The sequence below is a fragment of the Enterobacter cloacae complex sp. I3 genome (genome assembly GCF_014896175.1).
Lineage (GTDB): Bacteria > Pseudomonadota > Gammaproteobacteria > Enterobacterales > Enterobacteriaceae > Enterobacter > Enterobacter bugandensis.
Map to the genome: position 1 here is coordinate 1 of NZ_JADBQZ010000002.1, position 18,133 is coordinate 18,133.

Consider the following 18,133-nt stretch of genomic DNA (forward strand, 5'->3'; position numbering starts at 1 on the left):
CATATTCCACCAGTTAATGACAATGCGTTGGTTACATAACCCAAATCGTTGATTAAAACATAACATTAACACTGTGGTTAACATTCAGAACGGCTTAATGATATCCGCTTAATATAATTCCAATAATTAAACATCAACCTGGTTTACGATACTCCTTCCTTCTGCGTCAAAATGCTGTATTATGCGATTTATTGCGACATTTTGCAGGATTGCTGCCCATGCACAAAACCGCACGTCAACGCTATGTCCTTGATATTCTCAGTGAACAAGGTCAGGCCAGCATCACCGAGCTGGCAGAAAAGCTGCAGGTTTCGGCGGATACCGTTCGTCGGGATCTGACCGATCTGGAAAATCAGGGGCTTGCCCAGAAGAATCACGGCGGGGCTATTGCTCTGAATCTTTCGGCCATGAATCGTCAGGGCCGCAATACCCTGTTGCCGGAAACCAAGCAGCGCCTGGGGAAACAGGTTGCGCAGGCGGTTCCGCCGGGTTCCACCCTGTTTCTGGATGCCGGCAGTACGGTGATGGCCGTCGCTTCTTTTCTGCAGGGGCCTCACACCGTGATCACTACCTCGCTGGATATCGCCCAGCATTTTAGCGACCGGGAAGACATTGAGCTTATTCTGCTCGGTGGAAAATGGGACCCGAAGCAGCGCCTGTTTGCCGGCAGCGCCACGTTGTCCCTGCTGTCACGCTATCGGGCCGATATCGCCATTCTCGGTGCGTGCGCCCTTCATGCCGAACTCGGTTTGAGTGCCGGTAAAGAAGCGGATGCCGAGGTGAAACGCGCGATGCTCGCCGCAAGCCATGCGCACTGGATTGTTGCCGATCACCTGAAAGTTAACCGCTGCGAGCCGTATCTGGTCTCCGGGCTAACCGATATTCATCAACTCTTTTTAGATCGTCCCTGGCCTGAGCTTGGGGACCCTGGCGCATTACGGGTCACGGTGTGCGCGCAATAACGTGGAGAAGGTCATGAGTAAAGTTCAAACAATCAACATTGCGCTGATCGGGTATGGTTTTGTCGGTAAAACCTTCCATGCCCCGCTGATCCAGTCCGTGGACGGGCTCAAGCTGGCGGTGGTCTCTTCCCGTGATGAAGAGAAAGTGAAGCGCGATCTTCCGGATGTGCTGGTGGTAGCCACGCCCGAAGAAGCCATTCAACATCCTGATGTTGACCTGGTGGTTATTGCCTCCCCTAACGCCACCCACGCGCCGCTGGCGACGCTGGCCCTGAACTCGGGAAAACACGTGGTCGTGGATAAGCCTTTCACCCTGGACATGCAGGAAGCCCGGGACCTGATTGCCCTGGCGGATGAAAAGCAGCTTCTGCTCTCCGTTTTCCACAACCGCCGCTGGGACAGCGATTTCCTCGGCATTAAGCAGATTATTGAGCAAGGCACGGTTGGCAAGGTTAAACATCTGGAGTCGCATATTGACCGCTTCCGCCCGGAAGTGCGCGTGCGCTGGCGCGAGCAGAACGTCCCCGGCAGCGGTCTGTGGTTTGACCTGGGCCCTCACCTGATCGACCAGACGCTTCAGCTGTTTGGCCTGCCAGAGTCTGTTCAGGGAAATATCGCCACGCTGCGCGACGGCGCAGAGGTTAACGACTGGGCGCACGTGGTCCTCAATTACCCGGCTCATAAGGTGGTTCTGCACGCCAGCATGCTGGTGGCTGGCGGTACGGCGCGCTTTACCGTTCACGGGGACAAAGGCAGCGTGGTGAAAGCCAGAATCGATCAGCAGGAAGCGCAGCTGCTGGCTGGCGTAATCCCCGGCAGCGACGCCTGGGGCGAAGACGACGACAGCATGGTGTTCTTCGGAGCTGATGGTGAACCCCAAACGATTGCCACGCCAAAGGGCGATCAGCGGCAGTACTACATCAACGTGCGGGATGCGATGCTCGGGAAGATCGCCAATCCCGTTCACCCTGTCGAGGCGTTAGCGGTCATGGCTGTTCTGGAAGCGGCGGTGAAATCGTCAGAGACGGGGTCAACGCAGACGCTGGCGTTAACTGATGAAGAGCGTGTTCTTCTGGGTTAAAAAACAAGCCGGGTGGCGCTGCGCCGCCCGGCACGAGTTAAAGACTACTGACGCTTATTCGGCATCATGCGCAAAAGAGTATTATCTTTCCAGAAATAGTGGTGCATCAGCGCCGCAAAGGCGTGAAGACCAATCACGAAATAGCCCAGGTTTGCCAGCGTAACGTGCCACTCCTTCAGCACATCCACTAGGTCAAAATTCCCCTCCGCCGCGTGAGGCATCGCCAGACCAAAGGCGAACCAGTCGTTTCCACGGTTATACATCATTACAATGCCAATCAGCGGCAGCGCAATAAACAGCAGATAGACGATCAGATGCCCAAGGTGGGACATACCGGTAATCATCGCTTTAGGTTTAGGTTGAATGGGCGGTGCGGGAAACTTCAGGCGGATCAGCAATCTCGCCACCATCAGCACCAGAACCGAGATGCCGCAGGAGACGTGGATCATGTTAATAAGCGGTCGGTCGGAACGCGGGAAAAAGCCCCTGAATTCCATCGCGCAGTAGGCGACGACGATTAACAAAAACACCAGCCAGTGAATCGTGATTTGCAGGCTTGTATATTTAGTGCGCATGGGATTTCCTGAAAAAAAACAGTCACCGCGCCAACATAATCTCCTTTCCTTAAAAATTCATTAACTTTTCTGTATGGTTTTTCAAATACTTCCCCTCGCATGAAGCATCTTCAATTGCTGCCCTGCCCGTGATGGTCTAAGCCTGGATGAGTTCAAACTGTCGTATCGACACGTTCACAGGAGAACACCATGAGTAAAATTGGCATTAACGGATTTGGACGCATTGGACGCCTTGTGCTGCGCCGCCTTCTTGAAACCCAGGACAGTAACACCGTCGTCGCCATCAACGACCTCACCTCCCCGAAAGTCTTGGCCTACCTGCTCAGGCATGATTCCAACTACGGTGGCTTCCCCTGGAGCGTGGACTTCACCGAGGATGCGCTGATTGTCGACGGTAAAACCATCGCGGTGTACGCCGAAAAAGAGGCAAAGCACATTCCGTGGAAAGCCGCGGGCGTGGATATCGTCGTGGAGTGCACCGGCTTTTATACCTCAGAAGAAAAATCGCGGGCGCACCTGGACGCCGGTGCGAAGAAAGTTCTGATTTCGGCGCCCGCGGGTGAGATGAAGACCATCGTCTATAGCGTGAATGACGATACCATTGACGCCAGTGATACCATTATTTCCGTCGCGTCCTGCACCACCAACTGCCTCGCCCCGCTGGCAAAAGCCCTGAACGACGCGTTTGAAATTAAAGTGGGCACCATGACCACCATTCATGCCTATACCGGCACCCAGGCGCTGGTGGATGGCCCGCGCGGGAAAGATCTGCGTGCCTCGCGGGCGGCGGCAGAAAATATTATTCCGCATACCACCGGTGCGGCGAAAGCCATCGGCCTGGTGATCCCCGCGCTCAGCGGCAAACTAAAGGGTCACGCCCAGCGCGTGCCGGTGAAAACCGGATCGGTAACCGAGCTGGTAGCGATTCTGGGTAAAAAGGTGACGGTCGAGGAGATCAACGCCGCGTTGAAAAAGGCGACCCAGGGGAATAAATCGTTCGGGTATACCGATGACGAGATTGTGTCGTCAGATGTGATTGGCTCGCACTATGGTTCGGTGTTTGACGCCACGCAGACGGAGGTGTCAGAAGCGGGAGACCTGCACCTGGTGAAAGCCGTTGCCTGGTATGACAACGAGTATGGGTTTGTGACGCAGCTGGTGCGGACGCTGGATAAGTTTGCGGCGCTGTGATTCTCCCCTCACCCTAACCCTCTCCCCAATGGGGCGAGGGGATTAGATGATTTTACGCGCCACCTTCAGGACTGGGTCCTGTTGAAGCTGTCTCCATGCGGCGGTGACGGTTTCAGGGAATTCAACGTGGGCGATAAAATCCCGCCCGGCCGGGCCATAGCCGTTGGCGTCATCATACAGCCGCGGTAGTTCACCCAGAACCAGCGACAGATACCGGTCAACGGGCCACAGCCCGGCGTTGCCCCCTCTAAACTCCACGCCCTCTGTGCCGTTTTGCAGCACTGGCGTAAACCCGGGATGGCTGATCCACTGCAGTGATGCGGGTTCATCGCGGCACACGCGGGCAAACGTCGCCATCGTGCGGCGCTGCATCGTTGGGTCCTGTAGCACCAGCACGCGCCCGCTTGTCCGCTGACGCTCTTTCAGCATGTTCCAGCTAAAACGCGCGTTTTCACCGCAGTTGGTGGAACGATCTTCAACCCACAGGCGCGCCTCGGGGATCTGCCAGAACGCCCGCGCAACGTCGGCAAGAATGCTCGCTTCGGCCCGCCCTTCGACTTGTAAGGTGTGATAACGCGGATGATTTCCGATAGCTGAATATAAAAACGCGGTTGAATGACCAATACCTCCGCTAATCAGGAGCGGGATTTCTCGCTGCGCGGCAATACGGCAGGCTGCATCAATGGTCGGGATCACCGCGTTCCCTGCCAGAATTACCGCATCGACGTCCGGGTACAGGCGGCTGTCGCTCAGGTCATCCTGCGCCAGCCATTCACCGACAGTATTAATGGCCGCCAGTGTGGCATCCGGCAGGATGGGAAAATGGGTCTGTTCCATGATGAACTCCTTCTCGCTATCCCTGCAGGGTAGCGACTTCAGGTTCTCAACACAACGGCGACATCGGGCCGCTCTTTTTCCTTAAATTTCTTTCGTACATTTGATTAACATGCGCAAATCATATTCACTTGAATTATCATTTGCGGCAGACGTAGAATCGCTAGCCCGCTAATTATTCAATCATTTCTAAGGTAATGACGTTATGCGCCTGCCCGAACGCGACCCTTATGCTCCTCGCGAGTGGCAGCCCCATGAGAAACCCGCCCTGCTGGGTTCGCCTTCCACCCCCGAGCACAGTACCCCAAAACGCGTCGCCTATGGCGTCGTTGGGCTGCTGGTTTGCCTGACGGGGGCGCTGGGCAATGCGGTGGTCACCGCCAACCTGCAAAACCTGCAGGGGACCTTCGGGGCCTGGTCAACCGAAATCGCCTGGCTGCCCGCAGTCTATGTGATGACCAACATCTCCATTAACCTGCTGCTGGTCAAATTTCGTCAACAGTACGGCCTGCGCGCCTTTACGGAAGGTTTTCTGGTGCTGTACGTGCTGGTCACTTTTTTCCACCTGTTCGTTAACGACCTCAGTTCCGCGCTGATGGTACGCGCCGCGCACGGGATGGTGGCCGCCGCGCTCAGCTCACTGGGGATTTACTACCAAATCCAGGCCTGGCCTGCGAAGCATCGCCTGAAGGCGCTTACCATCGGGATCACCGGATCGTCGCTCGCTATTCCGCTGGCGCGTCTGTTTTCCACTGAGCTTCTCCAGCTGGACGAGTGGCGCGGGCTCTATTTCTTTGAACTGGGGCTGGCGCTGATCTCCCTGGCCTGCGTAATCGCCTTAAAACTGCCGCCGGGTGACCGACGCAAGGTCTTCGAGAAGAAAGACTTTGTCACCTTCTTTTTACTGGCTCCCGGAATGGCCCTGCTCTGCGCCGTGCTCTCTTTAGGCCGTCTTGACTGGTGGTTCGAGGCGCCGTGGATCGGCTGGTCGCTGGCGCTATCGCTGGTGCTGATTGTTTCCGCCATCGTGTTTGAACATAACCGCGCCAACCCGCTGCTGAACACCCGCTGGCTGTCGAGCGGCAGCATCGTTCGCCTGGGGCTGATTATGCTGCTGATCCGCATCGTGCTGGCGGAGCAAAATACCGGCGTCATCGGCTGGCTGCAGTACGTGGGGTTACAGAATGAGCAGATGACCCATCTGGCGTGGTCCATTTTCGCCGGGATCGTCTGCGGGATCGTCACCAGTTGCCTCACCATCAAGCCCACAAAGCTGGCGTGGCCGATTATCACCTCTCTGGCGCTGATGATTGTTGCCTCGCTGCTGGACAGCCAGTCCAATAACCTGACCCGCCCGGATCAGCTGATGGTCAGCCAGTTCCTGCTGGGCTTCGGCAGCGCCTTCTTCCTGGCGCCCGCCATGCTGGCCGCCATTGGCGGGGTAATTGCCGACCCGCGTAACCTGGTCAGCTTTTCGGTCATGTTTGGCATGAGCCAGAACCTCGGCGGCCTGCTGGGATCGGCGATTCTCGGCACCTTCCAGACCTGGCGCGAGAAATACCACTCCAGCCTGCTGGCGGATCAGCTCACCACGCTTAACCCGCTGGTCAACGAGCGGATTCAGCTTTATACCCAGATGTATAAAAGCCTGATTGGCGACAGTACGCTGCTGGGAACGCAGGCCATTACCCAGCTACAGACGGTGACTACCCTTGAGGCAAATATTCTGGCCTACAACGATACTTATCTGCTGACGGCAAGCATCGCTGCCGCCACGCTGGTCTGGATTTTATGGCGCTTGCTGCGCCTGCGCATTACTGCCCGTATGGCGCTGAAGAACGCCACCGGCAACAAATAATTGTAATATTTCTGGAGAGTTTATGAGTCAGCAGGATGCCGCCAAAGAGCAGGCCAACACCCGCAAAAATGTGCGCATTGTTTCCGTTTTCACCGCCGCTGCCATCGGTATTGTCGGCGTGCTGGTCATTCTTTACGCCTGGCAGCTGCCGCCGTTTACCCGCCACGCGCAGTTTACAGACAACGCCTACGTGCGCGGCCAGACGACGTTCATTAGCCCCCAGGTTAACGGCTATATCACCGAGGTGAAGGTTCAGGACTTTGTGCAGGTCAAAAAAGGCGATCTGCTGCTGCAGATCGATGACCGCATCTATCGTCAGCGCGTGCATCAGGCCGAGGCGCAGCTGGCGATGAAAATTGCCGCGCTGAATAACAACCTGCAGCAGCGGAAAAGCGCCGAAGCGACCATTGCCAAAAATGAAGCCGCGCTGAAAAATGCCCGCGCCCAGAGCCTGAAAACCCAGGCGGATTTAAAGCGCGTGAAGGATCTGACGGCGGATGGGTCGCTTTCCATACGCGAGCGCGATGCCGCGCTGGCCAGTGCGGCTCAGGGCAGCGCGGATATCGACCAGGCGAAAGCCACGCTTGAGATGTCGCGTCAGGATCTGCAGACGGTGATTGTGAACCGCGGCGCGCTGGAGGCAGATGTTGAAAACGCCAAAGCGGCGCTGGAGCTGGCGCAGATTGACCTGCAAAACACCCGCATTATCGCCCCGCGCGACGGCCAGCTCGGCCAGATTGCCGTGCGTCTCGGCGCGTACGTGACCGCCGGAACGCACCTCACTACGCTGGTACCGCCGCAGCACTGGGTGATTGCTAACATCAAAGAGACCCAGCTGGCGGAGCTGCGCGTCGGTCAGCCGGTGAAGTTTACCGTCGATGCCTTAAACAACAAAGCGTATCAGGGCCGCGTGGAGAGCATCTCTCCGGCGACCGGGGTTGAATTCAGCGCTATCACGCCGGACAACGCCACCGGCAACTTTGTCAAAATCGCCCAGCGTATTCCGGTGCGCATTGAGGTGCTCGGTAAGCCTGAAGAGTCCGCGCTGCTGCGTCCGGGTATGTCGGTCCAGGTGACGATCGATACGCGGGAGGCGAAGTGATGATCCTTCGCCCGATAGCCGCGCTGGTGGGGGCGCTCATGCTGGCCGGATGCCAGTCCGTCGACGTAAAACCGGCGCAGCCGACGCTTCACCCCCCTGCGCAGTGGAGAGCAGCCTCCGGCCCGGCCAGCCCGGCGGAGCAACTCTGGTGGCGCAACTTCCATGACAGCGACCTGAACCGCTACGTGGATCGGGCGCTTAAAAATAACAGCGATGTGCTGATTGCCCGCGAGCGGATAAACGAATATCAGGCGCGGGTCTTTGCCGCCGACGGCAGCCTGTTTCCTTCGCTCGACGCTGGCGTAACCGGGACGCGCGCCCGTTCGCAATCCGCCGCCACCGGGTTGCCGGTCTACAGCACGCTGTACAGAGGCAGCCTGACGGCGAGCTATGACGTTGATATCTGGGGCGTCAACCGCAGCACGGCCAATGCCGCCGAAGCCTCGCTGGAGGCGCAAAAAGCCGCCGCCGCAGCTGCGGATCTCACCGTCGCCTCGTCCGTTGCCTCCGGGTACGTCACCCTGCTCTCGCTTGATGAACAGCTGCGCGTGACCGAATCCACGCTGAAATCGCGCGAAGAGGCGTTTAATCTTGCCAAACGCCAGCTTGAGACGGGCTACAGTTCGCGCCTGGAGCTGATGCAGTCGGATTCCGAGCTTCGCTCAACGCGAGCGCAGGTGCCCGTGCTGCGGCATCAGATTGCGCAGCAGGAGAATGCCCTGAGCCTGCTGCTGGGAAGCAATCCCGGTGCGGTAGCGCGTAGCGAAAGCTTTGCGACGCTGACGCCGCTCACGCTGCCGTCACAGCTGCCCTCCACGCTCCTGAATCGTCGGCCGGATATCGTGCAGGCTGAGCGACAGCTGGTTGCGGCTGATGCCTCGCTTGCCGCGTCACGCGCCAGCCTGCTGCCGTCGATCAACCTGACCGCAACCGGATCGATCCAGGATCGCACCCTTTCCGGCCTGCTGGACAACCCGTTACAGCTCTGGAGCGCAGGCGGCAGTATTCTCGCCCCGCTGCTGAACCGCCAGGCGCTGAATGCGCAGGTGGATATCTCCCAGTCGCAGCGTAATCAGGCGCTGTACGCCTATGAGAAAACCGTGCGTAACGCGTTTGCCGAAGTGAACAACAGCCTTGATGCCATTACGCGCTATCAGGAACAGCTGACGGAGCTGCTTGCCCAGCAGGATGTGGCCCGGGAGACGCTGCGCATTGCGCAGAACCGCTATCGCAACGGTTATTCATCCTATCTTGACGTGCTGGACGCGCAGCGCACGCTGTACTCGGTCCAGACCAGCGTAGTGCAGGTAAAAAATAACCTGCTGCTGGCGCAGATTGATTTGTATAAAGCGCTGGGCGGAGGATGGGTCAGTGCCTGAAAACCTGCCCGGTGGCGCTTTGCTTACCGGACCTGCATTTCGCACCCGTAGGCCGGGTAAGGCGTAGCCGCCACCCGGCAATCCCTCTAAAGGAGTCAATCTATGCAACAACAATGGTCTGCAGTAGATAATTACATGATTTCTTCGCTTATCCCTGAGGATGAGGTTCTACAGAAGGTTCTTGAGAACAACAAACGCGCCGGGCTACCCGAACACGATGTTGCGGCCAATCAGGGACAGCTGCTGGCGCTGTTCGTGCGAATGACGCAGGCAAGACGCATTCTTGAGATCGGTACGCTGGGTGCCTATAGCTCTATCTGGATGGCGCGCGCCCTGCCGCCGGACGGAAAGCTGATTACGCTCGAGGCGGACCCAACGCATGCCGATGTTGCCCGCCAGAATATTCGCCTCGCGGGGCTGAACGATCGTATTGAATTAATAGAAGGCCCGGCGCTGAACTCGCTGGAGAATTTCGGTGACGTTCCGCCGTTCGACCTGATCTTTATTGATGCCGATAAGCCAAACAATCCCGGCTATCTGGAGTGGGCGCTGCACTATTCCCGTCCCGGCACGGTGATTATCGGCGATAACGTGGTCCGCGACGGCGAGGTCATTAACGGGCAAAGCGACGACGCGCGCGTGCTGGGCGTGCGGCGTTTTATCGAGATGACGGGGGATAACCCGCGCTTAACCGCCACCGCACTGCAAACGGTGGGGGTTAAGGGATGGGATGGGTTTACGCTGGCGATTGTGAATGGGTGAAAAAATGTGCGGGCTGATGCCCTCACCCCGACCCTCTCCCACAGGGAGAGGGAGAAAACCGGGCAAGGACGTTAAGCGGAATTCTGCTCCATCGCCTGCAATATACGTTTATCCGAAATCGGATACGGCGTACCGAGCTGCTGGGCAAAGAAGCTGACGCGCAGCTCCTCGATCATCCAGCGGATCTCCTGCACATCTTCATCGTCGCGGCGCGCCGGCGGCAGCTTGTTTAACCACTGCTGCCACGCCTGCTGCACGCTCTCCACTTTCAGCATCTGCGCGCGATCGCGGTGCGGATCGATCGCCATTTTCTCCAGACGTTTTTCAATCGCCTGCAGATAGCGCAGCGTATCGCCCAGACGCTTAAAGCCGTTGCCGGTGACAAAGCCGCGGTACACCAGCCCCGCCATCTGCGCCTTCACGTCCGACAGCCCCAGCGCCATGGTCATATCCACGCGCCCCTTCAGGCGCTTGTTGATGTTGAACACGGCGGTGAGGATCTGCTCGACCTGTTTGGCAATCTCCACCACGGTGTCGTTCAGCTCGGCCCGAACCTTGTCATGCAGCTTCGCAAAACCTTCTTCCGTCCAGACCGGGCCACCCGCCTCGTGGATCAGCTTGTCCACGCCGCAGGAGATGCAGTCGTCAATCAGATCCAGCACTTTGCCGTACGGGTTAAAGTAGAGCCCCAGCTTGGCTTTGTTCGGCAGCTTCTCGTGCAGATACTTGATCGGCGACGGGATGTTGAGCAGCAGCAGGCGGCGCAGCCCGCGCCACATCATCTGCTGCTGTTCCTGCGGGTTATCAAACAGTTTGATCGCCACGCTGTCACGTTCGTCCACCAGCGCCGGCCAGGCTTTGACCTTATAGTTGCCGCGCTTCTGCTCGTAGCTTTCCGGAAGCTGGCCAAAGCTCCAGATATGCAGCCCGCTCTGCTCGATGCCGTCGTCCGCCACCGCAGAAAGCGTCTCCTGAACTTTGCCTTTCAGCGCCTCTTTCAGCTCGCTGAGGGAACGCCCTTCCAGCAGCTTTTTGTTTTTATCATCCACCACGCGGAAGCTGATTTTCAGGTGATCGGGCACCTGATCCCAGTTCCAGTCTTCGCGGTCGATAGTGGTGCCGGTCATGCGGCGGAACTCACGCTCCAGCGCGTCCAGCAGCGGCAGTTCCAGCGGCGTGACGCGGCCCAGAAACGCTTCCGCATAGTTTGGTGCTGGCACAAAATTGCGCCGCACCGGTTTCGGCAGGGATTTGATCAGCGCAATCACCAGCTCGCGGCGCAGGCCGGGAATTTGCCACTCAAACCCGCTCTCGTCGACCTGGTTTAACAGCGGCAGCGGAATGTGGACGGTTACGCCGTCCGCGTCGGTGCCCGGTTCAAACTGGTAGGTCAGACGCAGCTTGAGGTTGCCCTGATGCCAGAAGTTCGGGTAGTCGAGCTTGCTGACCGACTCCGCCCCCTCTTTAATCAGCATGCTCTTTTCGAAGTTGAGCAGGTCCGGCGTCGCTTTGCTGGCCTTCTTCCACCAGCTGTCAAAGTGGCGGGCGGAGATAACATCATGGCTGATGCGCTGGTCGTAAAACTCAAACAGCGCCTCATCGTCCACCAGAATGTCGCGGCGTCGGGACTTGTGCTCAAGCTCTTCCACCTCGGCGCGCAGCTTCAGGTTTTCACGGAAGAACGCGTGGCGCCTCTGCCAGTCCCCCTCCACCAGCGCGTGGCGGATAAACAGCTCGCGGCTGAGCGCCGGATCGATCTGGCTGTAGTTGACCTTACGCGCGGCGACCACCGGCAGGCCGTAAACGGTCACTTTTTCGGTCGCCATCACCGCGCCCTGCGCGCGCTCCCAGTGCGGCTCGCTGTACGAGCGTTTCAGCAGGTGCTGAGCCACCGGCTCAACCCATTCCGGGTCGATGCGCGCGGCAATGCGCCCCCACAGGCGGCTGGTTTCCACAAGCTCGGCGACCATGGTCCACTTCGGCGGCTTCTTGAACAAGCCGGAACCCGGGAAGATGGAGAAACGCGCGTTACGCGCGCCGGTATATTCCTGCTTATCCGCATCCTTCATCCCGATATGGGACAGCAGGCCAGTCAGCAGCGCGATATGAATTTCGCGGTACTCCGCCGGTTCACTGTTCACCGGAATGCCCAGCTCTTTCACCACCTGGCGCAGCTGGGTGTAGATATCCTGCCATTCACGCACGCGCAGGTAGTTAAGGAAATCCACGCGGCACTGGCGGCGGAACTGGTTCGAGGAGAGCGCTTTCTGCTGCTCGCCGAGGTAGTTCCACAGGTTCACAAAGGCCAGGAAATCAGACTCTTTATCGTGGAAGCGACGGTGCTTTTCGTCCGACGCCTGCTGTTTGTCCATCGGACGCTCGCGAGGGTCCTGAATCGAGAGCGCCGAGGTGATGATCATCGCCTCGCGCACGCAACCGTGCTTTTGCGCTTCCAGCACCATGCGCGCCAGACGCGGGTCGACCGGCAGCTGACTGAGCTGGCGGCCCAGCGGCGTCAGCTTATAGATGCTCGCCTGCTCGTCGGTGGTAATCGCCCCGAGCTCTTCCAGCAGACGCACGCCGTCCTGAATGTTGCGCTTGTCCGGCGCTTCCACAAACGGAAACGCCGCGATGTCGCCCAGCCCCAGCGCGGTCATCTGCAGGATAACGGACGCCAGGTTGGTGCGCAGAATTTCCGGGTCGGTAAACTCCGGGCGCGACAGGAAATCGTCTTCGGAATAGAGACGAATACAGATCCCTTCCGACACGCGGCCGCAGCGGCCCTTACGCTGGTTAGCGGAAGCCTGGGAGACCGGCTCAATCGGCAGGCGCTGAACCTTGGTGCGGTAGCTGTAGCGGCTGATGCGCGCCGTGCCCGGGTCGATAACGTATTTAATCCCCGGTACGGTCAGCGAGGTCTCCGCCACGTTGGTCGCCAGCACGATGCGGCGTCCGCTGTGTGGCTGGAAGACGCGGTTCTGTTCGCTGTTGGACAAGCGCGCATACAGCGGCAGGATCTCGGTGTGGCGCAGGTCGCGCTTGCTGAGCGCATCGGCGGTATCGCGAATTTCGCGCTCGCCGCTCATGAAGATCAGGATGTCGCCCGCGCTCTCGTTGCCCAGCTCGTCAACAGCGTCGAAGATGGCCTGCAGCTGGTCGCGCTCGGTATCATCCGCCTCTTCCACAATCGGGCGATAGCGCACTTCCACCGGATAGGTGCGGCCCGACACTTCAATAATCGGCGCATTGTTGAAGTGTTTTGAGAAGCGCTCCGGGTCGATGGTCGCGGAGGTGATGATGATTTTCAGATCAGGGCGACGCGGCAGCAGCTCTTTAAGATAGCCAAGCAGGAAGTCGATGTTCAGGCTGCGCTCGTGCGCTTCATCGATGATGATGGTGTCGTACTGCATCAGCAGGCGGTCCTGCTGTATTTCCGCCAGCAGGATACCGTCCGTCATCAGCTTGACCATGGTGTTGTCGCTGACGTGGTCGCTGAATCGCACCTTGTAGCCGATGCAGCCGCCTGGCTCCGTCTGCAGCTCTTCGGCAATACGGTTCGCCACGGTGCGCGCCGCCAGACGACGCGGCTGGGTGTGGCCAATCAGCCCCTTCACCCCGCGGCCCAGCTCCATGCAGATTTTCGGCAGCTGGGTGGTTTTTCCCGAACCGGTTTCCCCCGCGACAATCACCACCTGGTGATCGCGGACGGCCTCAAGGATGTCCTGTTTCTTCTGGCTGACGGGCAGGTTTTCCGGGTAGGTGATCGCCGGACGCGCGGCTTCGCGCAGCACAACCTTCCCTGCCGCCTGTTCAATCTCTTTGGCCATCTCCTGGTAAATGGCCTGTTGTGCATCAGGATTTTTAACCTTCTTCACGCCGTGCAGCCGGCGGGAAAACCGCTGTTTATCGCGCAGCATCAGGGAATCAAGCTGTTGCAGGAGCATCGGGAAGGTGATTTTGGGTTGTTCTGTCATAGCGTTAACGGGCAGTGCTCTGCCGGATAAAATCTCTTTTTAATGATTGCTATAGAGTACCACATTGACGCTTTTAGCGCCTTATTCAAAAAATTCGAACATAGACTTCGATATATTGCGCTATCTCTGTGGCAGGATTGTGAATAAAGTGTCAACAAGCAACGGGCCCCCCCCCTTCAATCAAATGCAACAACAGGAATCACCCATGAGCAAAGTATTAGTTTTGAAATCCAGTATTCTGGCAGGGTACTCTCAGTCTGGTCAGCTGTCTGATTACTTCGTTGAACAATGGCGTGAACAGCATTCTGCAGACGAAATCACCGTGCGTGACCTGGCAGCAAACCCCATTCCTGTGCTGGACGGCGAGCTGGTTGGCGCGCTGCGCCCAAGCGATGCGCCACTGTCCCCGCGTCAGCAGGAAGCCCTGGCCCTGTCCGACGAGCTGATTGCTGAGCTGCAGGCGCACGACGTTATCGTCATCAACGCTCCAATGTACAACTTCAACATTCCTACCCAGCTGAAGAACTACTTCGACCTGGTGGCGCGCGCTGGCGTAACCTTCCGCTACACCGAGAACGGCCCGGAAGGTCTGGTAAAAGGCAAGCGTGCGATCGTCCTTACCAGCCGTGGCGGTATCCATAAAGATACCCCAACTGACCTGGTTGCGCCGTACCTGAGCCTGTTCCTCGGCTTCATCGGCATCACTGACGTGAACTTCGTGTTTGCGGAAGGCATCGCTTACGGTCCTGAAGTGGCGACCAAAGCGCAGACCGACGCGAAAGCCGCCATCGACAGCCTGGTGGCCGCGTAAGATTTCCCCCTCTCACCGCCCGGTGGGAGGGTTTTTCTTTTCCCCGCATTTCGCTATCATCCGCTCCCACTCTCCAGCCGGGCGGCCTGATGTCTGCGATTATCGATTCTTTTATTGCCCCACCGTGTCACGACGACATTGAGATCCTCTGGCAGGATGAACATCTGCTGCTGATTAATAAGCCTTCCGGCCTGCTCAGCCTCTCGGGCAAAAACCCGCAAAACCTCGATTCTGTCCATTATCGTCTGGTCCAGACGTTCCCCGGCTGCACGCTGGTACATCGTCTGGATTTCGGCACGTCCGGGCTGATGGTGGTTGCGCGCAATAAGGCCATCAATGCGGCGCTTTGCCAGCAGTTCAGCCAGCGCAGCGTGGAGAAAGTCTACAGCGCCCTGCTTTATGGACATCTGGGAAACGACGAGGGAATAATAGACGCGCCCATTGCCAAAGACCCGGCGCTGTTCCCGCTGATGTCGATCTGCGCCATCAACGGTAAACCCGCCCGTTCCCGCTATCGGGTGGTGGAACGTTTTTTTCGGGGGACAGGAGTGCCGTTAACGCGGGTGGAACTGACGCCGGAAACCGGGCGAACCCACCAGCTGCGCATCCACTGCCAACAGCTGGGGCACCCTATTCTGGGCTGCGATCTGTATGGCGGTCTTGACGCGCCGGGGGCTAAGGAAACGCCCCGGCTGATGCTGCATGCCAGCGAGCTGAATTTTATTCATCCCGTGAGCGGAGAGCCGGTTAACGCCCGCCACGCCGCCCCGTTTTGAACGCGGTTTACCACATCAAATCGTCAGGAATTTTGAAGTCCGCGTACGGATCGTCTTCGTCCTGCTCTTCCTGACTGAGCGCGCTGTTTAACACGATGCTGTCGGCATCGCGCTGGGCAATTTTATCAGCCACCACCGCCGGAATGATCGCGTATTCACAGTCGCCGTTTGCATTGAGCACCAGGCGCGCAATGGCCAGACGGCCGTTGATCAGCTGGGTTTGCGTCTGCTTGTCGACTTCAATTTTTTTGATCAGATTACCGTCGGTGAAGTTAAAGGTGATGTTGCCCTTCGCCACGGTAATGCGGTTCATCTCGATCAGCTGCTTCACCTGCGCTTTAAACTCTTTCGCGAGTACGGCCTGCTTCTGCTGCTCGCTCAGCAGCTTGTCACGCTCGATCTGCGCCTTCTTGTTCTCTTCTACCGCTTCCCGAGCCTCACGTGCCTGAACGCGTGATTTCTTTGCCGTGCGCTGCACTTTCGCCGCTTTCTTGCTGCTGACCAGGCCCGCTTTCAGCATCTGCTCTTGTAAGGTGAGTTTTGTCATGATCGTTTCTAAACCGGTTGGAAATTTTGGGGATTATAACGGGAATTGAGTAAAGAGTGCGACATTAGGAGAATCGTAGGCCGTGTAAGCGCAGCGCCACCCGGCAAGAAAGGCAGCAACACCGCGAGCATTACACTTCATGAACTTCCCTCATGTTGCATTGAAATTAAGTCACTTCCCCTGCGCCGCGGGCTCAGGCATAAATTATGCATTAGTAACTTCTTAGCAACATGAACTTAGGATGCATAACCACAATGAGCAAAGCTTTCACATATACCCTTAAGCGCAGTTGCTTCGATGAGAATTACAACCCGTCAGAAAATACGCGTACGACCACCAACTTTGCCAACCTGGCACGTGGGGAAAAACGTCAGGAAAACCTGCGCAATACGCTGGTGATGATCAACAACCGCTTTAATGCCCTGGCGCGCTGGGATAACCCGACCGCCGATCGCTACGCGGTTGAGCTTGAAATCATCTCTGTCGATTTGAACATTGGCGCGGAAAAGCCGTTCCCGGCCATCGAGATTTTGCAGACGTATATTGTCGACAAAAAAAATAACCAGCGTATCGCAGGCATTGTCGGGAATAACTTCTCCTCTTACGTGCGGGATTATGATTTCAGCGTCCTGCTGCTGGAGCACAACAAGAACCAGCAGCACTTCAGTATTCCGGAAAGGTTTGGCGAACTGCACGGCAATATTTTCCGCCATTTTGTGAACTCGCCGGAATACAAAGAGAACTTCAGAAAGGGCCCAGTAATCTGCCTGAGCGTCTCGAGCAAAGACACCTATCGCCGCACCGGTAACCAGCACCCTGTTCTGGGTATTGAGTACGCGCCGGATGGCGAGTCGTTAACGGAACTGTACTTCGCCAAAATGGGCCTGAAGGTCCGCTACTTCATGCCGGAGAACAGCGTGGCACCTTTCGCGTTCTTCTTTACCGGAGACTTGCTGAGCGATTACACCGATCTGGAACTGATCGGCACCATCAGCACGATGGAGACATTCCAGAAAATCTATCGCCCGGAAATTTATAACGCGAACTCGGCGGCGGGACTGTTTTATCGCCCGGACCTGAACCAGCAGGATCATTCATTAACCAAAATTGTTTACGACCGCGAAGAGCGAAGCCGGTTGGCGATTGAACAGGGTCGATTTACCGAAGAATATTTCATTAAGCCTTATAAACACATTCTCGAGCAGTGGTCTGATAACTACACGCTTTAATTCATCAAAAAAGGTCTTTTATTATGAAAACATTGCTCCCGACGTCTACGGCTGGCAGCCTGCCTAAGCCGACCTGGCTTGCGCAACCTGAAACGCTCTGGTCTCCGTGGAAACTGGAGGATCAGGAATTACTGGCGGGTAAACAGGATGCACTGCGCCTGTCTCTTGACGAGCAGATCCGTGCGGGAATCGATATTGTCAGCGACGGGGAACAGACCCGTCAGCACTTCGTCACCACCTTTATTGAACACCTGAGCGGCGTCGATTTTGAAAATCGCCAGACCGTGCGCATTCGTAACCGCTACGACGCCAGCGTGCCGACCGTGGTTTCTGCCGTTGCGCGTCAGAAGCCGGTATTCGTGGACGATGCAAAGTACCTGCGCCAGCTCACGGACAAGCCGATCAAATGGGCCCTGCCTGGGCCAATGACCATGATCGACACCCTTTACGACGCGCATTATAAAAGCCGCGAAAAGCTGGCCTGGGAATTCGCCAAAATCCTCAACCAGGAAGCGCGTGAATTAGAAGCCGCGGGCGTGGATATTATCCAGTTCGACGAGCCGGCGTTTAACGTCTTTTTTGATGAGGTCAACGACTGGGGTATCGCCGCGCTCGAGCGCGCCATTGAGGGTCTGAAATGCGAAACCGCGGTACACATCTGCTACGGCTACGGCATCAAGGCCAATACCGACTGGAAAAAGACGCTCGGCTCCGAGTGGCGCCAGTATGAAGAGGCCTTCCCTAAGCTGCAAACCTCTAATATCGACATCATCTCCCTGGAGTGCCACAACTCCCGCGTACCGATGGATCTGCTGGAGCTGATTCGCGGTAAAAAGGTGATGGTTGGGGCGATTGACGTGGCAACCAACACCGTCGAAACGCCAGAAGAAGTCGCCGACACCCTGCGTAAAGCGCTGCAGTTCGTCGACGCCGACAAGCTTTACCCCTCAACCAACTGCGGCATGGCTCCCCTCTCCCGTCAGGTGGCTAACGGTAAGCTGAAAGCGCTCAGCGCTGGCGCAGAAATTATCCGCAAGGAGCTCGGCGCGTAA

General features: G+C 57.4%; 15 protein-coding genes. 11 read left to right on the forward strand and 4 right to left on the reverse strand.

What is annotated here, in order from left to right:
• Nucleotides 1-218 precede the first annotated feature (218 nt).
• Both IM271_RS01265 and IM271_RS01270 read left to right on the forward strand, forming a co-directional pair.
• A complete protein-coding gene (locus tag IM271_RS01265) occupies nt 219-962 on the forward strand; it encodes a DeoR/GlpR family DNA-binding transcription regulator (protein ID WP_193052039.1) in 744 nt (247 codons plus the stop codon).
• Nucleotides 963-975: 13 nt separating this feature from the next.
• On the forward strand, nt 976-2,043 hold the full coding sequence (locus IM271_RS01270; protein ID WP_028013081.1) for an oxidoreductase: 1,068 nt from the start codon (nt 976-978) through the stop codon (nt 2,041-2,043).
• Between the two features lie 44 nt (nt 2,044-2,087).
• On the opposite strand, the gene cybB is transcribed toward IM271_RS01270, so the two are convergent.
• Entirely contained in the window at nt 2,088-2,618 is a 531-nt protein-coding gene (gene cybB / locus IM271_RS01275) for a cytochrome b561 (protein ID WP_032644876.1), read from the reverse strand.
• A 189-nt stretch (nt 2,619-2,807) separates the two neighbouring features.
• On the opposite strand from cybB, the gene gap reads away from it, so the two are divergent.
• The gene (gene gap, locus IM271_RS01280; protein WP_193052040.1) at nt 2,808-3,809 is read left to right on the forward strand and encodes a type I glyceraldehyde-3-phosphate dehydrogenase; all 1,002 of its coding nucleotides are present in this window, start codon (nt 2,808-2,810) and stop codon (nt 3,807-3,809) included.
• Nucleotides 3,810-3,851: 42 nt separating this feature from the next.
• On the opposite strand, the gene IM271_RS01285 is transcribed toward gap, so the two are convergent.
• Nucleotides 3,852-4,646, reverse strand: a complete 795-nt coding sequence (locus tag IM271_RS01285) for a YdcF family protein (protein WP_193052041.1) — start codon at nt 4,644-4,646, stop codon at nt 3,852-3,854.
• Nucleotides 4,647-4,848: 202 nt separating this feature from the next.
• Between IM271_RS01285 and IM271_RS01290 the strand changes: the two genes are divergently transcribed.
• The 4 genes from IM271_RS01290 (at nt 4,849) to IM271_RS01305 (ending at nt 9,744) form a co-directional block, all read left to right on the forward strand.
• The gene (locus IM271_RS01290) at nt 4,849-6,501 is read left to right on the forward strand and encodes an MFS transporter (RefSeq protein WP_048959898.1); all 1,653 of its coding nucleotides are present in this window, start codon (nt 4,849-4,851) and stop codon (nt 6,499-6,501) included.
• 22 nt (nt 6,502-6,523) lie between these two features.
• Nucleotides 6,524-7,603: an HlyD family secretion protein gene (locus IM271_RS01295; protein WP_028013076.1), complete on the forward strand. Its 1,080-nt coding sequence runs from the start codon at nt 6,524-6,526 to the stop codon at nt 7,601-7,603.
• A complete protein-coding gene (locus IM271_RS01300) occupies nt 7,603-8,982 on the forward strand; it encodes an efflux transporter outer membrane subunit (RefSeq protein ID WP_192971192.1) in 1,380 nt (459 codons plus the stop codon). Before IM271_RS01295 ends, IM271_RS01300 begins: the two co-directional genes overlap by 1 nt.
• Nucleotides 8,983-9,084: 102 nt before the next feature.
• Nucleotides 9,085-9,744: an O-methyltransferase gene (locus IM271_RS01305; RefSeq protein ID WP_047368505.1), complete on the forward strand. Its 660-nt coding sequence runs from the start codon at nt 9,085-9,087 to the stop codon at nt 9,742-9,744.
• Between the two features lie 71 nt (nt 9,745-9,815).
• Here IM271_RS01305 and hrpA read toward each other — a convergent pair whose 3' ends face one another.
• A complete protein-coding gene (gene hrpA / locus IM271_RS01310) occupies nt 9,816-13,718 on the reverse strand; it encodes an ATP-dependent RNA helicase HrpA (protein WP_193052042.1) in 3,903 nt (1,300 codons plus the stop codon).
• 205 nt (nt 13,719-13,923) lie between these two features.
• Here hrpA and azoR point away from each other — a divergent pair, with 205 nt between their 5' ends.
• The gene (azoR, locus tag IM271_RS01315) at nt 13,924-14,529 is read left to right on the forward strand and encodes an FMN-dependent NADH-azoreductase (RefSeq protein ID WP_008502313.1); all 606 of its coding nucleotides are present in this window, start codon (nt 13,924-13,926) and stop codon (nt 14,527-14,529) included.
• Between the two features lie 89 nt (nt 14,530-14,618).
• Nucleotides 14,619-15,305, forward strand: coding sequence for an RluA family pseudouridine synthase (locus IM271_RS01320; RefSeq protein WP_048998490.1), 687 nt, complete (start codon nt 14,619-14,621; stop codon nt 15,303-15,305).
• 7 nt (nt 15,306-15,312) lie between these two features.
• Here IM271_RS01320 and IM271_RS01325 read toward each other — a convergent pair whose 3' ends face one another.
• Nucleotides 15,313-15,852, reverse strand: a complete 540-nt coding sequence (locus IM271_RS01325; protein WP_028013071.1) for a DUF2058 domain-containing protein — start codon at nt 15,850-15,852, stop codon at nt 15,313-15,315.
• Nucleotides 15,853-16,106: 254 nt separating this feature from the next.
• Between IM271_RS01325 and IM271_RS01330 the strand changes: the two genes are divergently transcribed.
• Both IM271_RS01330 and IM271_RS01335 read left to right on the forward strand, forming a co-directional pair.
• Complete coding sequence (locus tag IM271_RS01330; protein ID WP_028013068.1) at nt 16,107-17,081, forward strand: DUF1852 domain-containing protein; 975 nt, start codon at nt 16,107-16,109, stop codon at nt 17,079-17,081.
• A gap of 23 nt (nt 17,082-17,104) precedes the next feature.
• On the forward strand, nt 17,105-18,133 hold the full coding sequence (locus tag IM271_RS01335; protein ID WP_048998482.1) for a methionine synthase: 1,029 nt from the start codon (nt 17,105-17,107) through the stop codon (nt 18,131-18,133).

Coding starts and splice junctions, on each gene's coding strand:
- IM271_RS01265 (WP_193052039.1), top strand. CDS start 219: ATGCACAAAACCGCACGTCAACGCTATGTCCTTGATATTCTCAGTGAA.
- IM271_RS01270 (WP_028013081.1), top strand. CDS start 976: ATGAGTAAAGTTCAAACAATCAACATTGCGCTGATCGGGTATGGTTTT.
- cybB (WP_032644876.1), bottom strand. CDS start 2,618: ATGCGCACTAAATATACAAGCCTGCAAATCACGATTCACTGGCTGGTG.
- gap (WP_193052040.1), top strand. CDS start 2,808: ATGAGTAAAATTGGCATTAACGGATTTGGACGCATTGGACGCCTTGTG.
- IM271_RS01285 (WP_193052041.1), bottom strand. CDS start 4,646: ATGGAACAGACCCATTTTCCCATCCTGCCGGATGCCACACTGGCGGCC.
- IM271_RS01290 (WP_048959898.1), top strand. CDS start 4,849: ATGCGCCTGCCCGAACGCGACCCTTATGCTCCTCGCGAGTGGCAGCCC.
- IM271_RS01295 (WP_028013076.1), top strand. CDS start 6,524: ATGAGTCAGCAGGATGCCGCCAAAGAGCAGGCCAACACCCGCAAAAAT.
- IM271_RS01300 (WP_192971192.1), top strand. CDS start 7,603: ATGATCCTTCGCCCGATAGCCGCGCTGGTGGGGGCGCTCATGCTGGCC.
- IM271_RS01305 (WP_047368505.1), top strand. CDS start 9,085: ATGCAACAACAATGGTCTGCAGTAGATAATTACATGATTTCTTCGCTT.
- hrpA (WP_193052042.1), bottom strand. CDS start 13,718: ATGACAGAACAACCCAAAATCACCTTCCCGATGCTCCTGCAACAGCTT.
- azoR (WP_008502313.1), top strand. CDS start 13,924: ATGAGCAAAGTATTAGTTTTGAAATCCAGTATTCTGGCAGGGTACTCT.
- IM271_RS01320 (WP_048998490.1), top strand. CDS start 14,619: ATGTCTGCGATTATCGATTCTTTTATTGCCCCACCGTGTCACGACGAC.
- IM271_RS01325 (WP_028013071.1), bottom strand. CDS start 15,852: ATGACAAAACTCACCTTACAAGAGCAGATGCTGAAAGCGGGCCTGGTC.
- IM271_RS01330 (WP_028013068.1), top strand. CDS start 16,107: ATGAGCAAAGCTTTCACATATACCCTTAAGCGCAGTTGCTTCGATGAG.
- IM271_RS01335 (WP_048998482.1), top strand. CDS start 17,105: ATGAAAACATTGCTCCCGACGTCTACGGCTGGCAGCCTGCCTAAGCCG.